Origin of the sequence: Mesorhizobium captivum (assembly GCF_033977165.1) — a bacterium.
Taxonomy (GTDB): domain Bacteria; phylum Pseudomonadota; class Alphaproteobacteria; order Rhizobiales; family Rhizobiaceae; genus Mesorhizobium; species Mesorhizobium captivum.
Genome location: NZ_JAVIJB010000001.1, coordinates 344,240 through 368,899, shown reverse-complemented (window position 1 = coordinate 368,899; position 24,660 = coordinate 344,240). Strand labels below are relative to the sequence as shown.

The following is a 24,660-nucleotide window of genomic DNA, read 5'->3' as shown; positions in this document are numbered from 1 at the left end:
GACGAAACCTGACGCCGGAGCGCGAGCCTGCATGCCGGAAGGTGAGGCTCCGCAACGAACTCGACACCTTAGTCATCAATCTGTTTCGAAGGACATCGGTCCATGACCCTGTTTGCCGCAGCGCGCCTGCCGCGCGAAATCCTGTTCGGTAAAGGCCAGCGCCACGCGCTGCCGGCCATTGCCGCCCGATATGGCGGCCGCGCATTCATCTGCACCGACGAGCGTCTCGCGAAGACCTCCGAGTTTGCTGAAATCCTCGCCGGGTTGGAGGCTGCTCGAGTCGACACACTCGTCTACGACCGGACCTTGCCTGACGTTCCCCGCGACAGTGTGGGCGGCTGCATTGCGGGGGCGAAGGACTTCAAGCCGGACATGGTGATCGGCATCGGCGGCGGCAGTTGCCTCGACATGGCCAAATGCGCCGCGCTTCTGCTCAGCCATGGCGGCGAGCTCCAGGACTACTATGGTGAATTCAAGGTGCCGGGTCCGACCCTTCCCGTAATTGCGGTGCCGACCACGGCCGGCACGGGCTCGGAAGTGACCCCGGTCGCCGTGATCTCCGACCCGGAGCGGACGCTCAAGGTCGGCATCTCCAGCCCCCATCTCATTGCCGCGGTGGCGCTATGCGATCCCGACCTGACGGCGACCTGCCCGCCCTCCCTGACGGCCATCGCCGGTGCCGACGCGCTGACGCATGCGATCGAAGCCTTCACCGCCGCAAAACGCGGCGCCGATCCCAGTTTGCCGCAACGACAAGTCTTCATCGGCAAGAGCGCGCTCACCGATCATTTCGCGCTGCTGGCGATCAGACTTTTGGGCCGCAGCCTCGAAACAGCCTATCGTGAGGGGTCGAACGAGAACGCGCGCGCCGACATGATGATGGGCGCGCTGGCCGCCGGCTGCGCCTTCGGCACGGCGGGAACCGCCGCCGCACACGCGGTGCAATATCCGGTCGGCGCGCTCACCCACACGCCGCACGGGCTGGGCGTCGCGACCATGCTTCCCTATGTGATGCGCTATAATCTTTGTACCGCGGCTGCGGAAATCGCCGAGGTCGGCGCCGCTCTCGGCCTGCCTCGCCAGGGCGGCGACACCAACGGACTGGCAGACGCGGCGATCGGCGAGGTTGCCAGACTGTTCAACGCCATAGGCATCACGCGGACGCTGGCTGAGCTGGGGCTTCCCGAGGACAAGATCGACTGGACGGCCGAGCAGGCGTTGGGCATCGACCGGTTGATCAAGAACAATCCCCGTCCGTTCGACATCGCGGCGATGCGGCGGTTGGTCAGGGCTGCCTATGAGGGCGACATGGCTGCCAGCGCCATGTGAAGGATGGAGCACGCACCCAATGAACATCTCCCCGGAACTATTCGACATGGATCCTGACATGTCCGACTACACCACGTTTTCCCACGGGCTCTACATCGGCGGCAAATGGCGGCCCTCATCGGACGGCCGCGTCATCGAAGTGATCGATCCTTCGACCGAGGCTGTGATCGCGGCGGTTCCCGATGCCACGCTCGCCGACGCCGCGGCTGCGGTCGAAGCGGCGGCAGAGCCGGCAACCGGCTGGCGCGAGACCCCGCCGCGCAGGCGATCCGAAATCCTGCGGCGCTGCTTCGAGCTGATGACCGAACGTGCGGAGACCTTGGCCGCATTGATTTCCCTGGAGAACGGCAAAGCCTTGCGCGACGCGCGCGGCGAAGTCGCCTATGCGGCCGAATTCTTCCGCTGGAACGCGGAGGAAGCGGTTCGCATCAGCGGCGAGTTCGGCCTTGCGCCGTCGGGCGCAAACCGGATCGTGGTCGACTACCAGCCCATCGGCATTTGCGTTCTGATAACGCCGTGGAATTTCCCGGCGGCGATGGCGACACGCAAGATCGCTCCGGCACTTGCAGCCGGCTGCACCGTGATCCTGAAGCCCGCCAGCGAGACGCCGCTGACAGCATACGCGCTCGCCGCTCTCTACGAAGAAGCCGGCGTGCCGCCAGGCGTCGTCAACGTGATCACCACCTCGAGCCCAGGCCCGGTGACGGCGGCCATGCTGGCCGATGCGCGGGTGCGCAAGCTGTCGTTCACCGGCTCGACCGGCGTCGGCCGCGTGCTTCTTGCCGAAGCGGCAAAACACGTCATCTCCTGTTCGATGGAGCTTGGCGGCAACGCGCCGTTCATCGTCTTCGACGACGCCGATCTGGAGGCAGCCCTCGATGGCGCGATGATCGCAAAGATGCGCAATGCCGGCGAGGCTTGCACGGCCGCCAATCGGCTCTACGTGCAGGCCGGCATCCATGATGCTTTCGCGGAAGGGCTGCGCAAGCGCATGGCAGCGCTCAACGTCGGCCCCGGCACGGATTCAGAAACCGAATGTGGGCCGATGATCACAAGGAAGGCCGTGGACAAGATCGATCGGCTCGTCCAGGACGCAGCTGACCGCGGCGCGAAAATTCTGTGCGGCGGAGCGGTCCCTGAAGGCAGAGGCTACTACTATCCTCCGACTGTGCTTCGCGACGTTCCGGCTGAGGCGGCAATGGCGCATGAGGAGATATTTGGCCCGGTGGCGCCAATCAGCCGCTTCGAAGGTGAGGCGGAGGTCATCGCAAAGGCGAACGACACCGAATACGGCCTTGCCGCCTATATCTACACGCGCGACCTTGCGAGGGGCATGCGCGTGGCATCGAAGATCGAGTCCGGCATGATTGCGCTCAATCGCGGCCTTATGTCCGATCCGGCGGCACCTTTCGGCGGCGTCAAGCAGAGCGGATTGGGGCGGGAAGGTGGTCAGAAGCATGGCATAGCCGAGTTCATGGAGGCGAAGTACGTCGCCGTGACGATCTGAGCAGTCCGATGCCGCAAGATCCATTCCGCATTCGTGATCACGTCGCCGAGTTCGACGACATCGTCGCGGAGATCGCCCGCCGTAGCGCCGAGACCAGAACGAAAATTCCGATGGTCGCCGATGTCGCCTACGGGCCAGACCCCACCGAAACCGTCGACCTGTTCTTCCCGAAAGGCGCACGCGATCGCCTGCCGGTGCATATGTTCATCCACGGCGGCTACTGGCGCATGTTCTCGAAGAGAGACTATTCCTACGTCGCCGACACCGTCACGAGTGCCGGAGCGATCGCTGTCATCGTCGACTATGCGCTGATGCCGGCCGTTAGGATGGCAACGATCGTCGACCAGATACGCCGCGCCAGGAAGTGGGTGGGCGAGCAAATTGCAAATTACGGCGGCGATCCCGGGCTGCTCACCGTTAGCGGTCACTCGGCCGGGGCGCATCTCGCAACCATGCTCTTCAACGACGGCAACCGGCCATCAGGCGTAAAAGCTGCCATGCTGCTTGGAGGGCTTTACGACCTGAAACCCCTGCAAACCTCCTTCCTCGCCGGTGAGATCGCGATCACGGATGACGAGGCAGGTCGACTTTCGCCGATCGACCATCGCTTTGATCGATCCGTGGCCGTCGAGATCTCGGTCGGAGCCGATGAGACTCCACCCTTCCATAGCCAGGCTGCAGCCTTCACTGAGCATCTGGAGAAGCAAGGACTGACCGTTTTACGCACCAGCCTTGCGGGGGCCAATCACATGAGCAGCGTCCGCGACCTCGGCTTGGTTGGTACGGAGGCTGCGGCATTCTTGGCTCGTGTGTTGACCATTTGAAATGGTCGGCCTGCCGAAACTCGCCTGTCGCTTCGGGGCGGACTCGCAATCAATTGCCCAGAATGGCGCTTCTGCTGCGATGCCTCACCAGCATCTTGAGGGTTGTAAGTGGTTCAGTCGAAGAAGCCCGCATCCTCTTCCTTAAGATATTTTCTGGCCGCTTCGGCGTCGATATCGAGGCCTAGCCCCGGCGCTTCCAGCAGATCCACCATACTGTCCTTCACGATCTGCTGCGGCAGGCCGATTACGAGGTCCTCCCACCAGGGGTCGGAGGCGCTCGGGTACTCGAAGGCGATGTAGTTGGCGGGCAAGGTGGCGCAGACATTGATCAGCGCGCCGAGGCCGAGCAGGCCGTTCGCGGTGCCGTGCGGCGCCATCAGGATCGAGTGCATGTAGGCGTGCTCGGCGACCCATTTGAGCTCGGCAATACCGCCAATATCGGCAGGATCGGGGCCGATGACGCGCACCGCCTGCGTCTCGATCAGCTCCTTGAAATTGTGCCGCAGGTAGATCTGCTCGCCGGTGTGGATCGGCGTCGAGGTCGAGGTGGTCAGTTCCCGATAGGCCTGCGGATTGACCCAGGGCACATAGTCGCCGGTCAGCATGTCCTCGAGCCACATCAAATTGTACTTCTCGACCGCGCGGGCGAACTTGATCGCGTCGGGCAGCATCCAGCCGGGGCCGCAGTCGAGCGCCAGGCTGACCTTGTCGCCCAGCACTTCCTTCATCGCGATGACGCAGTCGAGCATGTGATTGAAGCCGCGCTCGCTGATCACGCCCTGATCCATGGCACCGTGATAGCCGGCCTTCTTCTGCGTCACGCCGTAGTGGAAACCCTCGATGGTATCCTTCATGTTGGAATGGAACGAGATCCCCTGCTTGATCATGAAGAAGTTCTGCGGCTGCTCCATCATCCATTTGACGTCGGCGGCGTAATCCTCCGGCCGGTCGCCCGCACGTTTCCGGCGGATCGAACCGTTATAGACGCGCACCTTGTCGCGCACCTTGCCGCCGAGCAGTTTGTAGGCCGGCACGCCTGCGGCCTTGCCGGCAATGTCCCATAGCGCGTGCTCGATGGCGCTCACCGCCGCGCCATACGGCTTGAAAGAACCGCGTTGGCGGATCTTCAACATTACCCGCTCGACGTCGGTCGGGTCCTCGCCGATCAGCGCCTCGCGGAAATGCAGCACCCAGGGTTTGAGATAAGGCTTGGTGTACTCGACCTCGCCAAGGCCGTAGAGACCCTCGTCGGTCACGATGCGCACGATCGGGTGCTTGCCGATGACGGCACAGCGGAGGTCGGTGATCTTCATGGCGCAGTCCTATTTCACAGACGAGAAAGCTGTCGGCGTGAGCAGCTGGCTGCTGATATTGGCAATGATCTGCCCGTCGCGCTCAGACTCGTCCCGGGCCCCGTGCCATGCCGGATCGGTGACGAAAGCCGCCCATTTCGCCTCACGCTCGGCCAGCGATTCCCAGGCGAGGAAATAGGTGAGGCGATTGCTGTTTTCGCCGATCGCCGTGGTGAAAAACCCGGCTTGGCGGATGCCATGCCTCTCCCAGATGGCCAGCGTTTGGTCGGAAAAGCGCTTGAGCAAAGCCGGCAGCCTGCCCGGCAGGCAATCATAGATACGCAGTTCGTAGATCATGGTTTCGTCCGTTTCTTTCTTCGCCTCTCCCTTGGGAGAGGTCGACACGAATGGTCGGTCGTTGGCCCTGTGGGCCTGGGGGGAATGAGGGCAAGGGGTCTGGGCTAACTCCAGGTCCGGTCCCAGCTATATTCATTGTCCCAATGCTCGGTGGATTGCCATATCCCCGTGACACCGGGCTGCAGATGCTGGCTGATCACTTCGTCGACCACATCGTCTATGCCCAGCCCCGGCTTGTCGGGCACGGTGATGAAGCCGTCCTTGACGAGCGGCTTGGGCAGGCCGGTGACGATATCGCCCCACCAGTCGACATCGGCGGAGTGGTATTCGAGCGCCATGAAGTTCTCGGTCGCGGTGGCGAGATGCGCGGCGGCCATCGCCGCGATCGGACTTTCGGCCATATGGATGGCCATGGCGACACCGTGATCCTGCGCCATGTCGCCGATCTTCTTGGTCTCGAGGATGCCCCCGCTGGTGAGCAGGTCCGGATGGATGACGGAGAGACCGCCGCTCTCGAGCAGAGGCTCGAAGGCCTCCTTGAGGTAGATGTCCTCGCCGGTGCAGATAGGCACCGAGGTCGCTTGCTGCAGCTGTCGGTACTGCTCGGTGTATTGCCAGGGAATTACGTCCTCGAGCCAGGCAGGGACGTATTTCTCGATGCGGCGCGAGAGGCGGATGCCGTCCTGCAGCGAGATGTGGCCGACATGGTCGATGGCTAAAGGGATCTCGTAGCCGATGACCTCTCGAACCTCGTGGATATACTGCTCCAGCAGGTCGATGCCCTTCTCAGTGAAATGCAGACCGGTGAACGGGTGCTGCACATTCTGCGCGTCATAGGCGAGGTTGCGGGCCTTGCGCTCCTCGAACGAGCCGCCGCGGCCGCGCGGATTGCCGTGAAACCCTTCGAGCACGCCGGCGGGCGCGACCACCGCGCCCGGGATATGGGCGATCTGCATCAAGCCCAAGTCCATCTTCAGGAAGGTGAACCCGCGGTCCATGCGTTGCTTGAGGCGCTTTCCGGTCTCGGTGCCGCTCGGTTTCTCAGCGTCGGTGTCGCAGTAGACGCGCACGTGATCGCGAAACTTGCCGCCGAGCATCTGGTAGATCGGAACGCCATAGGCCTTGCCGGCGAGATCCCAGAGCGCGATCTCGACTGCCGACACGCCGCCGCCCTGCCGCCCATGACCGCCAAATTGCTTGATCCGGCGGAACAGGCGGTCGACATCGCAAGGGTTCTCGCCAAGCAGCCGGCTCTTCAGCATCAGCGCATAGGTGGCGCTGGCGCCGTCGCGCACCTCGCCAAGACCGACGATGCCCTGGTTGGTGTAGATCTTGAGCAGCGCCGAGGTGAACGGCGCGCCGACGATCTCGGCTACCCGCATGTCGGTGATGCGAAGGTCGGACGGCTTGGAATTCGTGTTCACGCGATTGAGGGCCTCGTCGGCCCCATCCGTCTTTGGCATGACTTGTCCTCGTTCTGGTAGGTGGGGCTTATTGCCCGCACGCGAGCCGGCACAGAGCGTTGCTAGCCCAGCTCGATCTCGTGGGCCTGCAGGTAGTCGCGGTCCATCTCGACACCGAGACCCGGCCTCGACGTCAGCTTGAGGCTGCCGTTCGAAACGTCGAGTGGCGCGTCGATGAGGTGATCGTACTTGCCCAGGTTCCACTCCGACGTTTCGAGCTTGTAGAAGTTGGGAACCGTCATCATCACCTGCGCTCCCGCAACCACGTTGATCGGTCCCGCGGCGTCATGCGGCGAGACCGGGACGTAGTAGGCTTCGCATAGGGCGGAAATCTTCTTGAGCTCGGTAATGCCGCCGGTCCAGGTGACGTCGGGCATGATGTAGTCGGCGAGCTTGTTTTCGAGCACCGGCACGAAATCCCACTTCGTGTGGCCGCGCTCGCCCCACGAGATCGCGGCACTGACCTTCTCGCGCACCTGCTTGAGCGCATTGAGGCTCTCGGGCGGGCAAGGCTCCTCAAACCAGTCGATCTTGCCGGCTTCCTCGAGGCTCCGGCACAGCCGAATGGCGGTGGGAACGTCGAAGCGGCCATGCGCATCGATGAGGATGTCGACATCGGGTCCCGCAGTTTCGCGGATCAGGGCCGTGAGCTCGGCCGCCTCGCGCTCGTCCTTGCGGGTCATGCCGCCATCGAGGTAGCCGTCCCGCCTTTCGCGGGGCAGGCCATCGACATTGGGGCCCTGGTGGGGGAAAGGATCGAACTTGAGCGCGGTATGTCCAGACTCGACGATATCCCGAATTTCGCGGACCGCGGCCTCCCTGCTGGTGAATTTGGCCTGGTTGGGATGGGTGTAAAGAGCGATTTCGTCGCGCACCGCTCCGCCCAGCAGCTCGTAGATCGGCTTGCCGAGGACTTTGCCCCGTATGTCCCAGAGGGCTATGTCGATGGCGCTCACGCATTCGACGGCGGCGCCGCGGCTGCCCATGTAGGTGAAGCTGCGGAAAATCTTGTGCCAGAGATGCTCGATACGCGCTGGATCCTCGCCTGTCACGGCGGCACCGATCTGCCGCAGGATCGTGCAGAGAGCGCGGTTGGCGAGCTTTGTCGTGGTGGTGATCTCTCCCCAGCCGCTCACCCCCTCGTCGGTCGTCACTTCGACGAACAGGTACTCGCCCCAATAAGAAGCGTCGGACCTGATCAGCCACGGCCGAATGCTCGTTATTTTCATCTCAACTACCTTTGTCCGAAGTGGTCAGGATAACGATGTTCTGGACCGGATGTTCTATCCGGCCCGAGCGGCGTTGCGCGCACGCATGTGTTCGAGGATGTGTCGGCCGGATCCCTCGACATGGCGAGCAACGAGTTCGGCCGCCTTGTCGGCATCTCCCGCCTTCACGAGCGCGATGAGCTCGCGGTGCTCGCGAAGGATCGCGGCACGTCGCGCCAGCGTGAAATCGAAACGCCGGCTCACGGCTCGTAGCACTTCCCGATGCTTCCACCAAAGCTCGGCGGCATGGCGATTATAGTGCCGCTGGTACATCACGGTGTGGAAGGCGGTATCGAGCTCGCTGTGCCTGACTGTATCGGCAAAGTTGTTCTCTTCGATCAGGCCTTGGATACGTTCGAGTTCGGCGATGTCCTCGCCGGTAGCCATATTCACAAACCATCGCGTCAGGGCCGGCTCGATCAAAACGCCGATCTCATAGATATCGCGCACAAATTCCTGATCTATGGGTCGGACGCGCGCCCCGCGGTTGGGGGCAAAGATGACGAAGCCCTCGCCGCGCAACAGCTGGAGCGCCTCGCGCACGGGGTTGGTCGAGGTGCCGTGACGCCGGGCGAGATCGGTGACCACTAGCCGTTCGTTGGCGGCCAGCCGTCCCTCGATGATGTCTTCCCTGATCAGCTCATAGAGCGAGGCGCCCTCGCTGGACGCCCCTATGGGGTCAATCCCCACGGGTGGCTGCGCTTTAAAATCGCTCGTTTCGGTCAAGGCCAGTTCCCCCAAGTCAATACACACCCTGCCCTATATCACGCTCGGTTTCGATAAAACAATGTACGATTCTGCTCGTTGACAGGCAATCTGTGATCTGAAAACGTACAAAGTGGTCGAAGGGATACATAGAACCGGAAAATGTCCCGCGATCGAACGAGCAAGGACCGCTTGCCTCGACGCAGAGCGGCATGGGAGAGAACCTGGAGGAGACCTATGAGGAGGATTACACTCGGCGGTGCCGTCCTGCGTGGCACTGTCTCGACGGCTTTAATGGCATCGTTGATGTCGGCCTCGGCGCTGGGTGCGCCGCCTGTCGACCTGAGCAAGTGGTCGCCGGAATATGTGCGCTCGATTGCGGGCACGCAGGATTTTGACACGGCGGCCGATTGCGCCAAGGTCACCCCGCTCGACTACAAGGGGCGACTGACTTTCTGGTATCAGGGCGTGTTCGAGGGCGACCCCGACCTCCTGCGCCAATACTACAAGGATTTCTTCGAGACCTTCCGCAAGACCTATCCGAACATCCAGCTCGAGGAACAAGCCCTCACCTATAACGACCTTCTCGACAAGTTCCGTACGGCGCTCCTGGGCAATGCCGCGCCGATGGCGGTCCGCCTGCAAATCCTGGGTGGCACCGAGTTTGCCTCAAAGGGCTACCTGCAGCCGCTCAAGCCCGAGGATGTGGGGTATTCGACCGAGGATTTCTGGCCCGGCGCCATGAAGGCCGTGACCTGGGACGGGGTGACCTACGGCATTCCGACCAACAACGAGACGATGGCGTTCATCTGGAACGCCGACATCTTCAAGCGCGCGGGCCTCGATCCGGACAAGGCTCCGGCAACCTGGGACGACGTCGTCAAATATTCCAAGCAGATCCACGACAAGCTCGGCATAGCCGGTTACGGCCTCGTGGCTCGCAAGAATGCAGGCAATACGCCGTACCGCTTCATGCCGCAGCTATGGGCCTATGGCGGCGGCGTCTTCGACGAAGCCACCGCGAATCCCACCTACAAGCAGATCGAGCTCGATAGCCCGCAGAGCAAGGCGGCGCTGCAAGCGTCCTACGACATGTATGTTCGCGACAAGTCGGTTCCGGTTTCGGCACTCACGAACCAGCAGGCCGATAACCAGCCCCTGTTCCTCGCCGGCCAGCTCGGCATGATGATCTCGCACCCTTCCGACTACAATGTGATGCTCGACCTGCAGAAGAAGGCGATAGGCACCGACAAGGACAAGGCCCAGACCGTTATCGACAACATGCGCTACGGCCTGATTCCGACTGGCCCCGACGGCAAGCGCGCAGTGGTGTTCGGCGGCTCGAACATTCACATCCTGAAGCCCGAATATGTCGAGGGCGGCAAGGTTGACGAGCCGGCTGCAAAGGCCATCATCTGCATGTGGACGAGCCCTGAATGGTCGCTGAAAATGGCCTACGCCGGCTCGAATCCGGGCAACCTTAACGGCTTCAAGACCAAATGGATGAAGGAACGTCTGGACAGCATCAAGTTCCTCGATGTCACGACCTCGATGCTGCCATACGGCATTCCGTTCCCGGCGCTGCCGCAGTCCCCCGAGATCATGAACATCATCGTCCCCGACATGCTGCAGAACGCCTTGACCGGAGCGATGACCGTCGACCAGGCGGCGGACGATGCGGCCAAGAAGGTAAAAGACCTGATGGGCGGCGGACTCTAGCCGAAGCCTGACCTGCGATCATACCGGCTGCGCCGAAAGTGCGGCCGGTTCGTTCCGAAGAATAAGGGCAGGCGAAAGTGACGATCGTGACCGGCAAGGCCGAGGCTCGCCGAAGATTGCAACCTGGTTGGTCGGGCGTGCCGCGGAAGATTTGGGAGCACCGTGCGGACTACGCCTACGTGCTCCCTGCGATCGCCGTGATGCTGATCGTCATCGCCTATCCGATCTACTACACGATCGAGCTGTCCTTCTTCAACACGCCGCCTGGCCTGCAGCTCCGCGACAAAACCTTCATCGGCTTCGACAACTACACGGCCATTCTCACCAGTCAGGTGTTTTGGAAGGTCACCTGGAACACTCTTGTCTGGACATTGGGATCCACTTTCATCTCGTTTGTCCTGGGGTTTGCCGCCGCGCTGGCACTTCATCGTGAGTTCATCGGCCGTGGTGTCCTGCGCGCTATCCTGATCATTCCCTGGGTCATCAGCGCGGTCGCCGCCTCCTACATCTGGAAGTGGATCTACCATTCGGACTTTGGGATCATCGGCGCCGTGCTGGTCGGCCTCGGCTTGGCCGACCGGCCGCCGAATTTCATCGACAGCGTCGGCACGGTGCTGCCCTCCCTGATCGTCGTCAATATCTGGCGCGAGTTTCCGTTTGCCATGATCATGATGATGGCCGGCCTGCAGACAGTCCCCGATCAGTTGCTGCGCGCCGCGAAGGTCGACGGGGCCAATGCATGGCAGCGGTTCTGGCACGTCACCTTCCCGCACCTGAGAAACGTCTCGACGGTCACGATCCTGCTGCTGGCGGTGGCCAACTTCAATTCCTTCATCATCCCCTGGATCATGACCGGCGGCGGGCCGTCGAACGCATCGCATATCTGGATCACCCACATTTATGAGCTCGCCTTCGGCCGGCAGCGCTGGGGAGTGGCAGCGGCCTATTCGGTGCTTCTGTTCCTCATCCTGATGACGCTCGGCTACTTCTATGTCCGCGCGCTAAGCGGCAACGAGCGGAAGGATGGGAGCGCATGAGCACGATTGCCGAGACAGCACCTCGAGGCCGGACCCGTCGCCGCATGCGCGTCGACGGATGGCGGTGGGGCGGGCGCATCTTCCTGGTGTTCCTGCTGCTCTACACTGCGTTGCCGATGATCTGGATGCTGATCACCTCGATCAAGTCCGGCTTCGCGGCGATGCAATTCCCGCCGCAATGGTGGCCTGACGAGCCTACCCTTGCCAGCTATCAGAAGCTGCTCGATCCGCAGAATAGCGTCGGCCAGGACTTCCTCCGTTTCTTCTGGAACAGTCTTTTCGTTTCCACCGCCACGACAATCCTTTCGGTGATCGTGGCTGTCCCTGCGGCCTACGCGTTTTCGCGCTTCACCTTCCCGGGCCGGAACTTCCTGTTCTTCGCCGTGTTGCTGCGCAACATGTTCCCGGCGGTGATCTTTCTCGTGCCGCTCTTCATCCTGATGCGCGCGCTCGGGCTGGTGAACACGCATGGCTCGCTTATTCTCACCTACCTCACATTCGGCCTGCCGCTGGCGATCTGGCTGCTCAAAGGCTTTTACGACAACATCCCGGTGCAGCTCGAGCAGGCGGCGCGCATCGACGGAGCGACGCGGTTCCAAGCCTTCATCCTAATCGTGATGCCGCTGTCGACGCCGGGGATCATCGCCACCGCGATCTATTCCTTCATCGGCGCATGGAACGAATACATCTATGCCTACACCTTCCTCTCCAAGAACGAACAGTTGACCCTGCCGGTCGGCATCCAGCGCTTTTTCTCGGAAAATACGACGGACTTTCCGGGCCTGATGGCGGCCAGCTTCATGATGAGCGTGCCCGTCGTGGTCCTTTTCCTCGTCCTGCAACGATACTTCGTACGCGCCCTGACGGAAGGCGCGGTCAAGCATTAGGAGTTGCCGATGGCCCACGTGGTCCTAAAAGATCTCGTCAAGACCTATGGCGGCTTCAAAGCGGTCAACGAGGTTTCGCTGACGGTCAATGACGGCGAATTCGTTGCGCTGGTCGGCCCTTCGGGCTGCGGCAAGACAACGACGCTCAATCTCGTCGCGGGTCTGACCTCGATCACATCGGGCGACATCGTCATCGGCGACCGGGTGGTCAACGACCTCGACCCTAAGGACCGGGACATCGCAATGGTGTTCCAGAACTACGCGCTCTATCCGCAAAAGTCGGTCTATATGAATCTCGCGTTCCCGCTGCAGATGCGCAAACTGCCCAAGGACGAGATCGACAAGAAGGTCAGGGAAGCGGCGCGCGTGCTCGACATGACGCAGCTGCTCGAGCGCAAGCCGCGCGAACTTTCGGGCGGGCAACAGCAGCGCGTGGCCTTGGGCCGCGCCCTCGTTCGAGATCCGGCGGTGTTCCTGATGGACGAGCCGCTCTCCAATCTCGACGCAAAGCTGCGCGTGCAGATGCGGTCCGAAATCAAACGGTTCCATCAGGACCTGAAGGCGACGATCATCTATGTGACGCACGACCAGCTCGAGGCCGTTACCATGGCGGACAGGATGGCTGTGATGAATGGCGGCTACCTGCAGCAATACGATTCGCCGGCGCAAGTTTTCGCCCACCCCGTAAACATGTTCGTCGCGAGCTTCGTAGGCAGCCCGGCGATGAGCCTTATTCCGCTGGAGGCATCGACGGCAAGCGGCGACACCGTTCTGACGAGCGCGGAAGGCTGGAGCCTCGAGCTGTCGCAACTCAACGCGCGCAAGGTCCAGAGAGCGGCCACCAAAAAGGTCGTGCTCGGTGCGCGGCATTCGACGATCAAGCTGCACAAGAATGCCGTCCCCGGCGCCATTCCGGCCAAGGCCTATACGGTGGAACCAACCGGAGACGTCACCTTCGTGCAAGCGTTCCTCTCAGGCGCCATCGTCAACATCAGCGTGTCCCCCAACATCGCCGTCACACCTGACGAGCAGATCTGGCTCGAGTTCGACCAGGAGCGCATGCACCTGTTCGACGGCGAAACCGAAATGGCCCTCAATGCCAACTGAAACTGGGCCAACTGAAACTGGGCCAATAGAGACTGGGCCAACTGAGACGAGGATGCGTGTGGAACGTGGGCGTGAATGACTACGAAACTTAAGATCACCGCGATCAAGCCCTATCCAGTGTGGGTGGGGACTCGTAACCAGATGCTCGTCAAGGTCGAGACCGACCAGGGCATCTTCGGCTGGGGCGAGAGCGGCTTGAGCGGCCGCGAGAGGGCCGTGGCCGGCGCGATCGAGCACTACCGCGAGTTTCTCATCGGCCGCGACCCGATGCGGATTGGCCGCATCTGGCAAGAGCTTTACCGCAGCCAGTACTTCGAAGGCGGGCGAGTCCTGCAGGCGGCGATTTCCGCCATCGACATCGCCCTCCATGACATCAAGGGCAAGGCGCTGGAAGTGCCGGTCTATGAGCTGCTGGGCGGCATGCAGCGCGACCGCATCCCCACCTTCGCCTCGACCGGAGACGAGGCCGAGGGCGATGCGGCCATCGAACGAGCCCGCGAACTGCGCGCGCAGGGGTGGCAGGCGATCCGCTTCTTCCCCGTCGGACAAAGCAGCAGGCACATATTCGAGCCGCGCGAGTCGATAGGCGCTACCGCGAATATGCTGAACAAGGCGCGCGAGGCGCTGGGCGAGGACGTCGTCCTCGGCATCGACTACCATCATCGGTTGTCGGTGGCCGAGGCGGCGAGCTTCTGCAACAAGCTCGGTCGCGGCGTGCTCGATTTCCTCGAGGAGCCGATACGCGACGAGACGCCGGAGGCCTACGAATCCCTGCGCACGTTGACAGACATCCCCTTTGCCATTGGCGAGGAATTTGCCAGCAAGTGGCAGTTCCTGCCCTATGTCGAGCGCGGCATCCACCAGTTCAACCGGCTCGACGTCTGCAATGTCGGCGGGCTGACCGAGGCAATGAAGGTCGCCGGCTGGAGCGAGGCGCATTATGTGGATCTGATGCCGCACAATCCCCTTGGTCCGGTGTGCACGGCCGCGACCATGCATCTCGCCGCCGCGGTGCCCAACTTCGCGTGGCTCGAGACCAGGGCGCCGGAAAAAAAGCTGGGCTTCGACAATTCCGACTTCTTCCCCGTGCAACCACGGCTCGACGGGACCGATTATCCGGTCGGCGATTTGCCGGGACTCGGCATTGAGGTCAACGAAGGAGCGGTCCAGGCGCAGAGTTTCCGTTTCTGGGAGGCGCCTCACCTCAAGCGCCGCGACGGTTCTGTTACCAACTGGTAGTCCATTCCAATCGGAGTCCATCATGACGCATACTCCAGACATCACGCGGCCGCCCAGAGACCTGATCGACGCGCTAAGGGAGATCGGCGCCGCGACGGTTGCCGGCACGCTTGGCCACATGGGCTTCCGCAATCCGCACATGGTCGGTCCGGTGGCGCAGAACCACGGGAAGTCGATCGTCGGGCCGGCGCTGACGCTGCAGTTCATGCCGCAGCGGCCGGACCTCTTCACCGAGGGGGAATATGCCGATCCAGAGACCCAACTGCACCGGCACGTGCTCTATCACGCGCAGGAGGGCGACGTGGTCGTGGTCGACGCGCGCGGCGACATGAGCTCGGGCGTCTTCGGCGATATGATGTCGACGTATTTCAAGGGCAGAGGCGGCGCGGGTATCGTCATCGACGGATGCATGCGCGACCGGCCCAATGTCGAAAAGCTCGATCTGCCCCTATGGCTGCGCGGCTGGACGCCCAACTATCATGTGCAGACCAGCATTTATCCCAATGCCGTCAACGTGCCGATCGCCTGCGGCGGGGTCACGGTGATCCCCGGCGACATCATCGTCGCCGACGACGACGGGGTGGTGGTGGTTCCTGTCGCAATGGCTTCGCAGGTGATCGAAGAAGCCAAGAAGCATCACGATTGGGAGGAGTTCTCGCGGGAGAAGCTCATGCAAGGCGCGCCGTTGCAGCGCTATTATCCGTTGCATGACGATGCCCGCGGGGAGTACGAGGAGTGGCGCAAGACGAACCGCTTGGAGAACCCGCGTTAGCGGGTTGCCCTCCGCGGCGAATCGTCAGTGGTAGTAGATGCCGCCGTCGACATTGAGCGACTGTCCGGTGACGAAGGCCGAAAGGTCCGACGCGAAGAACAGCACCGGTCCGACGACATCTTCCGGAGCGCCGAGGCGCTTAAGCGCCGCGACGTCTTCTCAATGGCGGATCGCCGCCTCGCTGCCCAGATTGTTCTTGCCCATCTCGGTCAGGATGATGCCGGGCAGATGGCGTTGACGGTGACGCCGTCCATGCCGACCTCCTGCGCCAGCACCCTGGTCAGCGTGATCACGACCGCCTTCGTCGCCGCGTAATGGCCCTGCGTCGGCACGCCCTGCCGGTGTTGATCGCCTCCTCGACCTGGTTGCGGAGTTGCACCCAAAGCGGTGCTGCCTCGTCGCGGTTGAGCTGGACCTTGGAGCCGATCGACCGGAACGCCTCGGCGGCGGAGGCATCTTCCTGGTCGTAACGAGGACGCCCGCGCACTCTGGTCATCTGTTCCATTCGCTCTTCAGCCCGCCGCGAAATCATTTGCCGCGACTCGAAAAGCGGCAGCGCCTCCCTAACGGAGGCCGCCAGCCATTTTCACGCTCTCCGGCAAATTTCGCAACCACAGCATGGCGATCGCTCCAAGAGCCGGGCCGGGAACAAGCAGCAGAAAGGCCCAGCGCCAGCCGCCGATGAAGTCGGCAAAGCGCGGCGTCAGCCAGATCGCGAGCACCGTCAGCGCGAAACCCAGCCCAAGCTGCACCGACAGCGCGGTGCCGACGAAGCGGCGGTCGCCGAGTTCCGTGACGGCGGCGGAGAATTGCGCCGAATCGCCAATCACCGAAATGCCCCAGATGATGGCGACCAGCATGAAGAGCCAGAGCGGACCGGGGAACAAAAAGCCCATCAGCAGCGCGCAGCTTCCCGAGACGATCATCATGCCGGCGGTGGTCGCTGTACGGCCGATGCGATCCGACAGATAGCCACCGAGCAGGCACCCCAGAATGCCGGACGCGACGACGAAGAAGGTCGAAAGCGAAGCGGCAGCGGCCGATCCGATTGCCTGCGCTTCAAAGGCAGCGCGCGTATAGGCGAGCAGCCAGGCCCACATGGCGTAGAGCTCCCACATGTGCCCGAGATAACCGAGATTGGCCAAGAGCAGCGGCCGCTCGCGAAACACCTGCCCGATGCGCGAAGGCTCGAACACCGCCTTGCCGAAGGGATAGGGCCCTTCCCTGGCAAAAAGCAAGAATAGCAGCGCACCGATGGCCGTCGCCACGCTGGCGGCTGCAACCACCGGCCGCCAGTCGAGCGTGGTCGACACGGCGCGGAAGAGATGCGGCAACGCCGAACCGATCGTCAGCGCACCGATGACCGCGCCGAGCGCCAGTCCCCTGTCGCGCGTGAACCAGGTTGCGATCAGCTTCAGCGCCGGCGGATAGACGCCGGCGAGCGCCATGCCGGTGACGATGCGCGCGGCGATCACGCCGCCCGTCCCTGGGTTGAGCAGCAGGCTTGCATTGGCGAGCGCCCCGACGAATGCCGCCGCCGCCATGAGACGGCTGAGCCGCACCAGGTCGGGAAGGTTGACCAGGCTCGCGGCCAGCGCGCCGATCACGAAGCCGACCTGAACGCCGTTGGTCAGCCAGGCCTCCGCGCCGGGACCGAGCGCGAGCTCCTGCTTCAGCTCTGGCAGGATGGCGGTCGCCGAGAACCAGGTGGTCAGCGACAGGACGACCGCCAGGCAAAGCAGGGACAGCACCCGCCATCGTTCGCTGCCGACCCCCGTGCCAAGCCGGCTGTCGTTCACCGCGCTCATGCGCCTTGCAGCGGCACGGTGAACACGGTCGCGGTGCCGGTGAGACAAAGCTCGCCCTGGTCATTGCGCACGCTGGTCTCGATCTTGCCGATCGGCTTGTCGGGGCGCACTTTCTTGACCTCCACCCGCCCAGTGATCTCCTCATAAACGCCGACCGCCTTGACGAACTTCCAGGCGACTTCGAGAAACACCGTTCCCGGCCCGGGCAAATCCTCCGCGACCAGCGCATTGAGAATACCAGAAGTGACGCCGCCCTGGACGATCAGTTTGCCGAACACCGATTTCTCGGCCAGCGCGCGGTCATAGTGCAGCGGATTGCGGTCGCGCGGGTCGAAGCCGTTCGCCAGCGAAAAGCGCGCAAGGTTGGACGATTGGAACGCGCCCGGCGCCGGCGCCCAAAGCACGGATGACATGGATTTCCTCCCGCAATGCAGGCAGGGCCCGATGGCGGTGGCGCCATCGCGCTCGGCCACCCACTGGCGGAATCCGGCTGCCGCATCGTGGTGACGCTGCTCCGCGAGATGATCCGGCCGCGGAGCGAAGAAAGGCCTGGCCTCGCTCTGCATCGGCGGCGGCCAGGGCGTGGCGATCTGCCTGGAGCGGTGAGCCTGGAGCATCGGGCAACCCCTTGAAGCCGAAGTGAAGGATGTGCTTAGCGTCCGTTTTGGGCCCTCACCCCTTAGAAACGTCGATCAGAGCTATCGCCTAGCCGGCGACATCGCCGAGGGCGCCGCAGCTACCCTTCCTTGCCGTTTTTTGTACGGCGAAGGAACCAACCGCGCGCCTGCTGGTTCGAAAGGCATCCAGCGGAGCCTTGCCATGCACGGCGCAGCCGAAAATTCTCGTCGACCCTCTGTTTGCCTGGAACGTGGAGGCGCGGGCAGCCGGCCAAGACGATGGAGGCCGGCTGACGACGCCGCTTCAGGTGCTTGCGGTTTCACCGTCTTGACCAGTTGAGGAAGCATATGCTCGACCTATCCCGCGAACGCCGTCGAATGGTCGATGTCCATCTCAGCCGCCGCGGCATCCATGACCGGGAGATCCTGCAAGCGATGCGGGAGGTTCCGCGCGAAGCTTTCGTGGATCCTGGCTTCGAAGAATTCGCCTATGAGGACGGACCGCTGCCGATTGCCGAGGGCCAGACGATATCGCAGCCCTATATCGTCGCGTTCATGCTGGAGATGGCTGGGATCGGCCCCGGCGATCAGGTCCTCGAAGTCGGCACAGGCTCCGGCTACGCAGCCGCCGTGATGAGTCGCATCGTCGATCATGTCTATACGATCGAGCGGCACGCGGGCCTCGCCGAGACTGCTAGACGCCGCTTCGAGAAGCTCGGCTATCGCAACATCGAGGTCAGGACGGGCGACGGCACCAAGGGCTGGCCCGAAGCGGCGCCCTTCGATGCCATCATCGTCGCGGCGAGCGGACCGGGCGCGCCGCTTGCGCTGCAGCAGCAGTTGGACGTCGGCGGCAGGCTGATCATTCCGGTCGGGGAGGATCCTGAAGAGCAGCGCCTGCTCAAGGTGACCCGCACGGGCGCGTCGACTTATAGTGAAGAAGATTTCGGTGCGGTGCGCTTTGTCCCCTTGATCGGCGAAGAAGGCTGGCGGGAGGACAACCGGATCCGCACCGGCCGTGCCCCCTCGCATTTGCCGACGCGCAGCCTGCCGCAGATGATCGCCGCGGCGGCCGAACCGCTTCCGGATTTCGATGATCCGGCCTTTGCGGGCGCCTTCGACCGCTTTGCGGATCGGCGGCTCGTGCTGCTCGGCGAGGCCAGCCACGGCACGTCCGAATTCTACCGGGCGCGAGCTGCGATCACCAGGAGGCTGATCGAGAAACATGGCTTCACGATCGTTGCGGTTGAAGCCGACTGGCCCGATGCCGCGGCGATCGACCGCTATGTGCGTCACCGCAGACATTCGCCCACGGCCGTCCGGCCGTTCCAGCGCTTCCCGACCTGGATGTGGCGCAACATCGAAGTCGCGGCGTTCGTGGACTGGCTGCGCAACCATAATCGGAGGATCAGAACATCAAAGCGTCAGGCCGGCTTCTACGGCCTCGACATCTACAACATGAGCGGTTCCATTGCCGCGGTCCTCGACTATCTGGACCGCGTCGACCCTGAAGCGGCGGCGATAGCCCGACAGCGCTATGGCTGCCTGACGCCATGGCAGAAAGAGCCTTCGACCTATGGTCGCGCGGCGCTCACCAGCGGTTACAGGGAATGCGAGGAAGCGGTCCTCAAGCAATGCCAGGACATGCTGGCGAGGCAGATCGAGCATGCCGGCGAGGACGGCGCCGAGCTTTTCGACGCCGCGCAGAACGCGCGGCTTATCGCTTCCGCCGAACGCTACTACCGCATCATGTACTATGGTGGATCGCAATCCTGGAACCTGCGCGACACGCACATGTTCGAGACGCTGCAACATATTCTCGAAGCGCGCGGCCCAAGCGCGAGAGCTGTCGTGTGGGCGCACAATTCCCATATCGGCGACGCGCGCTACACCGATATGGGAATCTCACGGGACGAGGTGAATATCGGTCAGCTCTGCCGCCAGCGGTTCGGCGATGAGGTCGCCCTCATCGGCTTCGGGACGCATACCGGCACGGTCGCTGCCGCCAGGGATTGGGACAGCGACATGGAAGTCATGTCCGTGCAGCCTTCGCGCGAAGACAGCTATGAGCGACTTTGCCACGACGCCGGCGTCGCCCGTTTCCTGCTCGATCCTGGGAGCGATCCAGTCCTTCGTGACCGGCTGATCGAACGTCGGCTCGAACGCTTTATCGGCGTGATCTATCGGCCGGAAACGGAACTGCACAGCCACTATGCCGATGCCTCCCTTGCGCGGCAGTTCGATGCCTTCGTCTGGTTCGACGAGACCACCGCCGTGACGCCGCTCGGGCCGGAGCATGCGGCGGGCGGAGTGCCGGAGACCTATCCGTTCGGGGTCTAGGCTATAGCGCATGTTGGCCAGGTATTTTCCTGCACCGGTCTCGCGGCAGGCAGCCTGTCTTGATGGAACAAACATCAAGCCGTCCGATTGGATGTAAACAAGCGCCGTATCAGGCGCCCAGGAGGCAGCCATGGACAGGGAAGAGCGCATAAAACGCCGCGCCTACGAGATCTGGGAGCGGGAAGGTCGGCCGAAAGGACGGGAGCAAGAGCACTGGGATCAGGCAGTCCAGGAGATCGAGGCTGAAGGTTCGGAGAGCGAGCGCGGTCCGGTTGCGCCTGATCCGACGATCGGCACAGCCCCGGAGCCAGATACCAACAAGTCGGGCGACTAAGCGCAAGAGAAGTCTCTGCATCGGGCTGGAACATGTGCTCCGGCTTGGAGTTTTGCGTTCGAGACCATCGTTATCATTGCTGGGTGAAATGAAATCGAAGCTGGTTGCCGAGACCTCTGGGCAAAGGACATTCGTGGTGGTGCTGGACCCCGGTGAGGAGGCAATCGCTGCACTCACTGCGTTTGCCGACCAGAAGGAAATCACCGGCGCCTCGCTAGCAGCGATCGGCGCATTCGAGAAGGCGACGGTTGGCTGGTTCGACTTCCAGTCGAAGTCCTACCGCAAGATCCCCGTCGACGAGCAATGCGAGGTGCTGAGCGCCATTGGCGACATTGCCGTCGACGACAGCGGCAAACCAAGCCTGCATCTCCATGCGGTGCTCGGCCTGAGCGATGGATCGGCCCGCGGCGGACATCTGCTCGAAGGCATCGTGCGGCCGACACTCGAAATCACGGTGCTGGAGTCGCCCGGCTATCTGCGCCGGAGGAAGCGTCCTGAACTCGGCATCGCCCTGATCGACCTGGAGGCCTGATATCCGGCGCAAGATGGTTGAGTCATCAAGCGGCAAGTTTTCGCTGCCTCCGGACACGCCTCCTATGGAGGCACGCAGGGCCGACGCGCTGCCCGAGGACCGCGGCGCCTGGCAGTACGAGCCGAAATGGGATGGGTTCCGCTGTCTCGCCTTCAAGGGCGATGAAGCCGTCGACCTCAGGGCAAAGTCCGGCAAGCCGCTCGCCCGCTACTTTCCCGAGTTGACGGCGATGTTGCAAGGCCTCGACGCCGAGGATTTCGTCGTCGACGGCGAGATCGTGATCGAGATCGAAGGCCGCGCCTCCTTCGACGCGCTGCAGATGCGGCTTCACCCCGCCGAGAGCCGGGTCCGCAAGCTGAGCGTAGAGACGCCGGCGCAGTTGGTCCTGTTCGACATGCTGGTCGCAGCGGGCGGCAAGAGCCTCCTCGAGAAAAACCTCGTCGAGCGGCGTGCGGCACTCGAGGACTTCGTGGCGAAGGCAAATACGGCCTCCCTGCGGCTCTCGCCATCCACGACGAACCTTTCGACCGCGAAACGCTGGCTGCAAGGCACCGGGCACGGTTCGACCGACGGCATCGTCGCCAAGGCGCTGGCCGAGCCTTACCGGCCAGGCGAGCGAGCGATGATCAAGGTCAAGCGGCTGCGCACCGCCGACTGCGTGGTGGGTGGGTTTCGCTACCTGAACGGCAAGCGGCAGGTCGGATCGCTGCTGCTTGGCCTCTACAACGAACGCGGCCTGCTCGACCATGTCGGCTTCACCTCGACCATCGGCAATGACGAGCGCGCAGCGATCACTGACAAGCTGGAGAAATTGCGCGGCGGTTCCGGCTTCTCCGGCAAGGCGCCGGGCGGACCGAGCCGCTGGAGCACCGAACGCAGCGGGAAATGGGAAGCGGTGCGGCCGGAATTGGTGGTGGAGGTCCGCTTCGACCATGTCACCGGCGACCGCTTCCGGCATGGAACCAAGCTGCTGCGCTGGCGGCCCGACAAGGCGCCTCGCCAATGCACATTCGAGCAGATCGAGTAGCAATGGTCGTCCACTCACCGTTCGTGCGGTAGCAGCCATCGCTTGCGGAGATCGGCGGAACTACCGGCCGCTTGAGCGGTTCCTCAAGGGAACACTAGCGTTGGAGAACGAGATGGACCCGCGCAACAAGAAACGATCGGCAAAACAGGGCGAAACCGAGGCTCCGGCCATTGCGCAGCAGGACTGGGAGGCCCTTGAGGGCAACAAGGTGCTTCCGGACAGCGTGGTCGTGGAAAACGGCGTTCCGGATACCCAGGAGACGGAGGGAACTCTTCCCGAAGAAGACGACGACAACCCCTACGAGGAGAGCGACGAAGCTTTGCCCGATGATGAGGAAGAGGACGTCCTGAAACGCGATCCCTCCAAGGAAGGAAGCCGGTTCGACGAAGTTTAATGCATGTCGCGCAAAAGTGCGCAGCGGTTTGCGAAAACGACATGCATAAAAACAAAGACTTAAAGCGCGTCGCCTGAATCCGTTTCAGCGTGACGCGCTTTAGGAACCGTGCGTAGCGTCGACCAGGCGCCTCAGACTTCGAGCAGCGCGTAGGGTCGGCCGGTCGGCTTCGCGACATGCATGGCGACGTTGTAGACCTTGGCGCCGCCCGGCGTACAGCCTTCGTAGGTGCCGCGATGGGCGTGCCCGTGCACCACCGCGCTCACCTTGAAGCGGTCGATCGTTTCGCCCAGCCGGGAGGATCCCAGAAACGGGAAGATTTCCGGCGGCTCACCGAGGACCGTCTCCAGGATCGGAGCATAGTGGAGAACCACCAGGGTGCGCTTGGCCCGGACTTGCCGCATTGCGTTCTCGAGCCGCATCGCCTCGCTGACGCTTTCAGCCACCATCGCCTTGATCGCGGGTTCCCCGAAGGAACTGAGCATTCTTGCGCCGAAACCGCCGACGAAACCCTTCACGCCGACAAAGCCGACATCCATCAACTCCGTGGCTTGTCCATCGAGGAGATGGACGCCTGCCTGACGGAGCGTTGCCGTCACCTGCTCGACAGAACCCGACTCATAGTCATGATTGCCAAGCACGCCTACGACCGGGATCGAGCAGGCGCGCAGGTCTTCGGCGAGACGCTCGGCCTCTTTGGGTTTGCCGAGATTGGTAAGATCGCCAGCAAGAACCAGGACATCCGCCTCGCGCGAAACTTCGCCGAAGAGATCGCGATAGGAAGTCTGGGCATCCTCCTGGGCATGCAGGTCGCCTATGGCAGCGATCTTGATGGCGCCGTCGCCGTTCACATTGCTGCCTTTGGCCTTGATGCTGTCAGCCATCGCGGAATTCTCCCATGCCTCCGACACCGGCAAATCCCCATTCCTTGACGTCGATCTCATAGTCGACCTGCGACAGCAGACGGCCACGACAGATCTTCGTCCGGGACGGCGGCAGTTGCCGTTGCCTGGCAAGCCGCGCGAGCAGATCGTCGAGCAGCCAATCCGGAATGTGGCCGCGCTCGCTGGGATAGATCCAGCGGAAGGCCAAGATCTGCATCAGCAGCACTTCCCAATGGACGTCGAGATAGGCGAGCAGCCTGTGCCAGTCGATCTGATCGTGCGCCTTGAGGATGGTGTGGGCGATGTCGGCGCCGTCATGGCGGCCTCGGTCCTGGATGAAGCATTTCGACCAGACGAGCTCGGTCGGGCCGACGATCCTGACCCGACTGCCCAGAAGCTCGACCTGACGGGCATGTTCCAGCCACTGGTCCTCGACCTGCATTGTGCCGTTGGCGGAAGCGAATATGACGTCGAAGAAATGCTCGCCTTCGAATACCTTCCCAAGCCATCGGTCGTCCTCGATCTCGACCCCGTAGCCGATGTCCTTGAAATGCGCGAGGACGCGCTGGCAGTCGCCGGCCTTGCAGAAAATGTCGAGGTCCTTGGTGTGGCGGACCACGCCCGTATAGGCGCTCACCGCATATGCCCCGGCGACGAGAAAGGGAATGTCGGTGGCTGCGAGCTCGCGGATCGCATTCGTATAGAAGGCCTCGGCTTCAGCGCTTTTCAGCGTCGGCTCGGCCTTGGCATCAATTACGGGAAGTGATGCCAACACACCCGGCAACTCATCGTTCGCCATCAACAACGCTCCGGCGTCGGACCTTTCGTCCGCCTGGTCCGATAACAGCCAGCGACCCTGCCTTGTTCCGCCATCTGGTGCGGGGACCTGTCCCGCAGTCCGGTCACTCAATGGCGGCGCCCGTGCTCGACGAGATGGAACCTGTATCGATCGCGCACGAATTCGTTGAAGAACCGCCCTTTCGACGGAGCGGCCTTGAACGCCGCATAGGTCTCGGGCTCGACCTCGTCATAGTCATAGCGGTCGCCGCTCGGGACGAACCAAATCGAAAGGATCCTCGTCGACCGATCGTAATGCATGTTCCGTATCGCGGTGGAAGGCATGTCGGACGTCCCGCTTGCCAATGCGTAATTTCCAGGCGGCCGCGAGGTTCCGCGTTATCGGATGGTCCGGCACAGGATGAAGCCTTGCGGGCGCGG

Annotated in this window: 27 protein-coding genes and 1 pseudogene; 15 read left to right on the top strand and 13 right to left on the bottom strand. The window is 62.8% G+C overall.

Annotation, left to right across the window (positions count from 1 at the left end):
* Positions 1-102: 102 nt before the first annotated feature.
* From RFM40_RS01760 to RFM40_RS01750, 3 genes are read left to right on the top strand one after another with little or no spacing between them, the layout of a single operon-like run.
* Positions 103-1,329 carry an iron-containing alcohol dehydrogenase gene (locus tag RFM40_RS01760; protein WP_320277034.1) on the top strand — a complete coding sequence of 409 codons (1,227 nt, stop codon included), beginning with the start codon at positions 103-105 and terminating at the stop codon, positions 1,327-1,329.
* Positions 1,330-1,348: 19 nt separating this feature from the next.
* The gene (locus RFM40_RS01755) at positions 1,349-2,836 is read left to right on the top strand and encodes an NAD-dependent succinate-semialdehyde dehydrogenase (protein WP_320277033.1); all 1,488 of its coding nucleotides are present in this window, start codon (positions 1,349-1,351) and stop codon (positions 2,834-2,836) included.
* An 8-nt stretch (positions 2,837-2,844) separates the two neighbouring features.
* The gene (locus RFM40_RS01750; RefSeq protein WP_320277032.1) at positions 2,845-3,660 is read left to right on the top strand and encodes an alpha/beta hydrolase; all 816 of its coding nucleotides are present in this window, start codon (positions 2,845-2,847) and stop codon (positions 3,658-3,660) included.
* Between the two features lie 113 nt (positions 3,661-3,773).
* On the opposite strand, the gene RFM40_RS01745 is transcribed toward RFM40_RS01750, so the two are convergent.
* The 5 genes from RFM40_RS01745 to RFM40_RS01725 all read right to left on the bottom strand — a co-directional run bounded on the left by RFM40_RS01745 (position 3,774) and on the right by RFM40_RS01725 (position 8,766).
* Positions 3,774-4,973, bottom strand: coding sequence for a mandelate racemase/muconate lactonizing enzyme family protein (locus tag RFM40_RS01745; protein ID WP_320224962.1), 1,200 nt, complete (start codon positions 4,971-4,973; stop codon positions 3,774-3,776).
* A gap of 9 nt (positions 4,974-4,982) precedes the next feature.
* Complete coding sequence (locus RFM40_RS01740) at positions 4,983-5,309, bottom strand: NIPSNAP family protein (RefSeq protein WP_320222991.1); 327 nt, start codon at positions 5,307-5,309, stop codon at positions 4,983-4,985.
* A gap of 104 nt (positions 5,310-5,413) precedes the next feature.
* Entirely contained in the window at positions 5,414-6,772 is a 1,359-nt protein-coding gene (locus RFM40_RS01735) for a mandelate racemase/muconate lactonizing enzyme family protein (RefSeq protein WP_320273572.1), read from the bottom strand.
* Positions 6,773-6,834: 62 nt separating this feature from the next.
* The gene (locus tag RFM40_RS01730; protein ID WP_320277031.1) at positions 6,835-8,001 is read right to left on the bottom strand and encodes a mandelate racemase/muconate lactonizing enzyme family protein; all 1,167 of its coding nucleotides are present in this window, start codon (positions 7,999-8,001) and stop codon (positions 6,835-6,837) included.
* A 54-nt stretch (positions 8,002-8,055) separates the two neighbouring features.
* Positions 8,056-8,766 (bottom strand): GntR family transcriptional regulator, encoded by a 711-nt coding sequence (locus RFM40_RS01725; RefSeq protein WP_320277030.1) that lies wholly within the window; start codon positions 8,764-8,766, stop codon positions 8,056-8,058.
* 216 nt (positions 8,767-8,982) lie between these two features.
* Here RFM40_RS01725 and RFM40_RS01720 point away from each other — a divergent pair, with 216 nt between their 5' ends.
* From RFM40_RS01720 to RFM40_RS01695, 6 genes are all read left to right on the top strand, one after another.
* A complete protein-coding gene (locus tag RFM40_RS01720; protein ID WP_320222987.1) occupies positions 8,983-10,464 on the top strand; it encodes an ABC transporter substrate-binding protein in 1,482 nt (493 codons plus the stop codon).
* A gap of 77 nt (positions 10,465-10,541) precedes the next feature.
* Complete coding sequence (locus tag RFM40_RS01715) at positions 10,542-11,501, top strand: carbohydrate ABC transporter permease (RefSeq protein WP_320277029.1); 960 nt, start codon at positions 10,542-10,544, stop codon at positions 11,499-11,501.
* Positions 11,498-12,388, top strand: a complete 891-nt coding sequence (locus tag RFM40_RS01710; protein ID WP_320277028.1) for a carbohydrate ABC transporter permease — start codon at positions 11,498-11,500, stop codon at positions 12,386-12,388. Before RFM40_RS01715 ends, RFM40_RS01710 begins: the two co-directional genes overlap by 4 nt.
* A 9-nt stretch (positions 12,389-12,397) precedes the next feature.
* Positions 12,398-13,495: an ABC transporter ATP-binding protein gene (locus RFM40_RS01705; RefSeq protein ID WP_320277027.1), complete on the top strand. Its 1,098-nt coding sequence runs from the start codon at positions 12,398-12,400 to the stop codon at positions 13,493-13,495.
* Between the two features lie 75 nt (positions 13,496-13,570).
* The gene (locus RFM40_RS01700) at positions 13,571-14,734 is read left to right on the top strand and encodes a mandelate racemase/muconate lactonizing enzyme family protein (protein WP_320224953.1); all 1,164 of its coding nucleotides are present in this window, start codon (positions 13,571-13,573) and stop codon (positions 14,732-14,734) included.
* 22 nt (positions 14,735-14,756) lie between these two features.
* Entirely contained in the window at positions 14,757-15,506 is a 750-nt protein-coding gene (locus RFM40_RS01695) for a ribonuclease activity regulator RraA (RefSeq protein WP_320277026.1), read from the top strand.
* A gap of 24 nt (positions 15,507-15,530) precedes the next feature.
* On the opposite strand, the gene RFM40_RS01690 is transcribed toward RFM40_RS01695, so the two are convergent.
* The 5 genes from RFM40_RS01690 to RFM40_RS01670 form a co-directional block, all read right to left on the bottom strand.
* Positions 15,531-15,611, bottom strand: a complete 81-nt coding sequence (locus RFM40_RS01690; protein ID WP_320277049.1) for a hypothetical protein — start codon at positions 15,609-15,611, stop codon at positions 15,531-15,533.
* Between the two features lie 104 nt (positions 15,612-15,715).
* Entirely contained in the window at positions 15,716-15,799 is an 84-nt protein-coding gene (locus tag RFM40_RS01685; protein ID WP_320277048.1) for a hypothetical protein, read from the bottom strand.
* Positions 15,796-16,011 (bottom strand): hypothetical protein, encoded by a 216-nt coding sequence (locus RFM40_RS01680; protein WP_320277053.1) that lies wholly within the window; start codon positions 16,009-16,011, stop codon positions 15,796-15,798. Before RFM40_RS01680 ends, RFM40_RS01685 begins: the two co-directional genes overlap by 4 nt.
* A gap of 58 nt (positions 16,012-16,069) precedes the next feature.
* Positions 16,070-17,314 (bottom strand): MFS transporter, encoded by a 1,245-nt coding sequence (locus RFM40_RS01675; RefSeq protein ID WP_320277025.1) that lies wholly within the window; start codon positions 17,312-17,314, stop codon positions 16,070-16,072.
* Positions 17,311-17,727, bottom strand: a complete 417-nt coding sequence (locus tag RFM40_RS01670) for a MaoC/PaaZ C-terminal domain-containing protein (protein ID WP_320277024.1) — start codon at positions 17,725-17,727, stop codon at positions 17,311-17,313. Before RFM40_RS01670 ends, RFM40_RS01675 begins: the two co-directional genes overlap by 4 nt.
* 36 nt (positions 17,728-17,763) lie before the next feature.
* Between RFM40_RS01670 and RFM40_RS01665 the strand changes: the two are divergent.
* From RFM40_RS01665 to RFM40_RS01640, 6 genes and pseudogenes are all read left to right on the top strand, one after another.
* Positions 17,764-17,920 (top strand): annotated as a pseudogene (locus RFM40_RS01665) (acetyl-CoA C-acetyltransferase); the annotation flags it as partial.
* Between the two features lie 359 nt (positions 17,921-18,279).
* Positions 18,280-20,271, top strand: coding sequence for a protein-L-isoaspartate(D-aspartate) O-methyltransferase (locus RFM40_RS01660; protein WP_320224949.1), 1,992 nt, complete (start codon positions 18,280-18,282; stop codon positions 20,269-20,271).
* Positions 20,272-20,401: 130 nt separating this feature from the next.
* Entirely contained in the window at positions 20,402-20,605 is a 204-nt protein-coding gene (locus RFM40_RS01655; RefSeq protein WP_320224948.1) for a DUF2934 domain-containing protein, read from the top strand.
* Positions 20,606-20,693: 88 nt separating this feature from the next.
* The gene (locus tag RFM40_RS01650) at positions 20,694-21,137 is read left to right on the top strand and encodes a PPC domain-containing DNA-binding protein (protein ID WP_320224947.1); all 444 of its coding nucleotides are present in this window, start codon (positions 20,694-20,696) and stop codon (positions 21,135-21,137) included.
* 13 nt (positions 21,138-21,150) lie between these two features.
* A complete protein-coding gene (locus tag RFM40_RS01645; RefSeq protein ID WP_320277023.1) occupies positions 21,151-22,164 on the top strand; it encodes an ATP-dependent DNA ligase in 1,014 nt (337 codons plus the stop codon).
* Positions 22,165-22,276: 112 nt separating this feature from the next.
* The gene (locus RFM40_RS01640) at positions 22,277-22,558 is read left to right on the top strand and encodes a hypothetical protein (protein WP_320224945.1); all 282 of its coding nucleotides are present in this window, start codon (positions 22,277-22,279) and stop codon (positions 22,556-22,558) included.
* A 131-nt stretch (positions 22,559-22,689) separates the two neighbouring features.
* On the opposite strand, the gene RFM40_RS01635 is transcribed toward RFM40_RS01640, so the two are convergent.
* The 3 genes from RFM40_RS01635 to RFM40_RS01625 all read right to left on the bottom strand — a co-directional run bounded on the left by RFM40_RS01635 (position 22,690) and on the right by RFM40_RS01625 (position 24,564).
* Positions 22,690-23,442, bottom strand: coding sequence for a metallophosphoesterase family protein (locus RFM40_RS01635; protein WP_320224944.1), 753 nt, complete (start codon positions 23,440-23,442; stop codon positions 22,690-22,692).
* On the bottom strand, positions 23,435-24,241 hold the full coding sequence (locus RFM40_RS01630; RefSeq protein WP_320224943.1) for a nucleotidyltransferase family protein: 807 nt from the start codon (positions 24,239-24,241) through the stop codon (positions 23,435-23,437). Before RFM40_RS01630 ends, RFM40_RS01635 begins: the two co-directional genes overlap by 8 nt.
* Positions 24,242-24,348: 107 nt before the next feature.
* Entirely contained in the window at positions 24,349-24,564 is a 216-nt protein-coding gene (locus RFM40_RS01625; RefSeq protein ID WP_320224942.1) for a KTSC domain-containing protein, read from the bottom strand.
* Between the last annotated feature and the right edge of the window lie 96 nt (positions 24,565-24,660).

Bases quoted from the DNA above. Each gene is read 5' to 3' on its own strand.
- RFM40_RS01680 (WP_320277053.1), bottom strand. From the start codon at position 16,011: ATGGAACAGATGACCAGAGTGCGCGGGCGTCCTCGTTACGACCAGGAA.
- RFM40_RS01625 (WP_320224942.1), bottom strand. From the start codon at position 24,564: ATGCCTTCCACCGCGATACGGAACATGCATTACGATCGGTCGACGAGG.
- RFM40_RS01630 (WP_320224943.1), bottom strand. From the start codon at position 24,241: ATGGCGAACGATGAGTTGCCGGGTGTGTTGGCATCACTTCCCGTAATT.
- RFM40_RS01750 (WP_320277032.1), top strand. From the start codon at position 2,845: ATGCCGCAAGATCCATTCCGCATTCGTGATCACGTCGCCGAGTTCGAC.
- RFM40_RS01645 (WP_320277023.1), top strand. From the start codon at position 21,151: ATGGTTGAGTCATCAAGCGGCAAGTTTTCGCTGCCTCCGGACACGCCT.
- RFM40_RS01670 (WP_320277024.1), bottom strand. From the start codon at position 17,727: ATGTCATCCGTGCTTTGGGCGCCGGCGCCGGGCGCGTTCCAATCGTCC.
- RFM40_RS01705 (WP_320277027.1), top strand. From the start codon at position 12,398: ATGGCCCACGTGGTCCTAAAAGATCTCGTCAAGACCTATGGCGGCTTC.
- RFM40_RS01635 (WP_320224944.1), bottom strand. From the start codon at position 23,442: ATGGCTGACAGCATCAAGGCCAAAGGCAGCAATGTGAACGGCGACGGC.
- RFM40_RS01660 (WP_320224949.1), top strand. From the start codon at position 18,280: ATGCTCGACCTATCCCGCGAACGCCGTCGAATGGTCGATGTCCATCTC.
- RFM40_RS01675 (WP_320277025.1), bottom strand. From the start codon at position 17,314: ATGAGCGCGGTGAACGACAGCCGGCTTGGCACGGGGGTCGGCAGCGAA.
- RFM40_RS01710 (WP_320277028.1), top strand. From the start codon at position 11,498: ATGAGCACGATTGCCGAGACAGCACCTCGAGGCCGGACCCGTCGCCGC.
- RFM40_RS01735 (WP_320273572.1), bottom strand. From the start codon at position 6,772: ATGCCAAAGACGGATGGGGCCGACGAGGCCCTCAATCGCGTGAACACG.
- RFM40_RS01755 (WP_320277033.1), top strand. From the start codon at position 1,349: ATGAACATCTCCCCGGAACTATTCGACATGGATCCTGACATGTCCGAC.
- RFM40_RS01720 (WP_320222987.1), top strand. From the start codon at position 8,983: ATGAGGAGGATTACACTCGGCGGTGCCGTCCTGCGTGGCACTGTCTCG.
- RFM40_RS01760 (WP_320277034.1), top strand. From the start codon at position 103: ATGACCCTGTTTGCCGCAGCGCGCCTGCCGCGCGAAATCCTGTTCGGT.
- RFM40_RS01650 (WP_320224947.1), top strand. From the start codon at position 20,694: ATGAAATCGAAGCTGGTTGCCGAGACCTCTGGGCAAAGGACATTCGTG.
- RFM40_RS01695 (WP_320277026.1), top strand. From the start codon at position 14,757: ATGACGCATACTCCAGACATCACGCGGCCGCCCAGAGACCTGATCGAC.
- RFM40_RS01655 (WP_320224948.1), top strand. From the start codon at position 20,402: ATGGACAGGGAAGAGCGCATAAAACGCCGCGCCTACGAGATCTGGGAG.
- RFM40_RS01745 (WP_320224962.1), bottom strand. From the start codon at position 4,973: ATGAAGATCACCGACCTCCGCTGTGCCGTCATCGGCAAGCACCCGATC.
- RFM40_RS01740 (WP_320222991.1), bottom strand. From the start codon at position 5,309: ATGATCTACGAACTGCGTATCTATGATTGCCTGCCGGGCAGGCTGCCG.
- RFM40_RS01700 (WP_320224953.1), top strand. From the start codon at position 13,571: ATGACTACGAAACTTAAGATCACCGCGATCAAGCCCTATCCAGTGTGG.
- RFM40_RS01730 (WP_320277031.1), bottom strand. From the start codon at position 8,001: ATGAAAATAACGAGCATTCGGCCGTGGCTGATCAGGTCCGACGCTTCT.
- RFM40_RS01640 (WP_320224945.1), top strand. From the start codon at position 22,277: ATGGACCCGCGCAACAAGAAACGATCGGCAAAACAGGGCGAAACCGAG.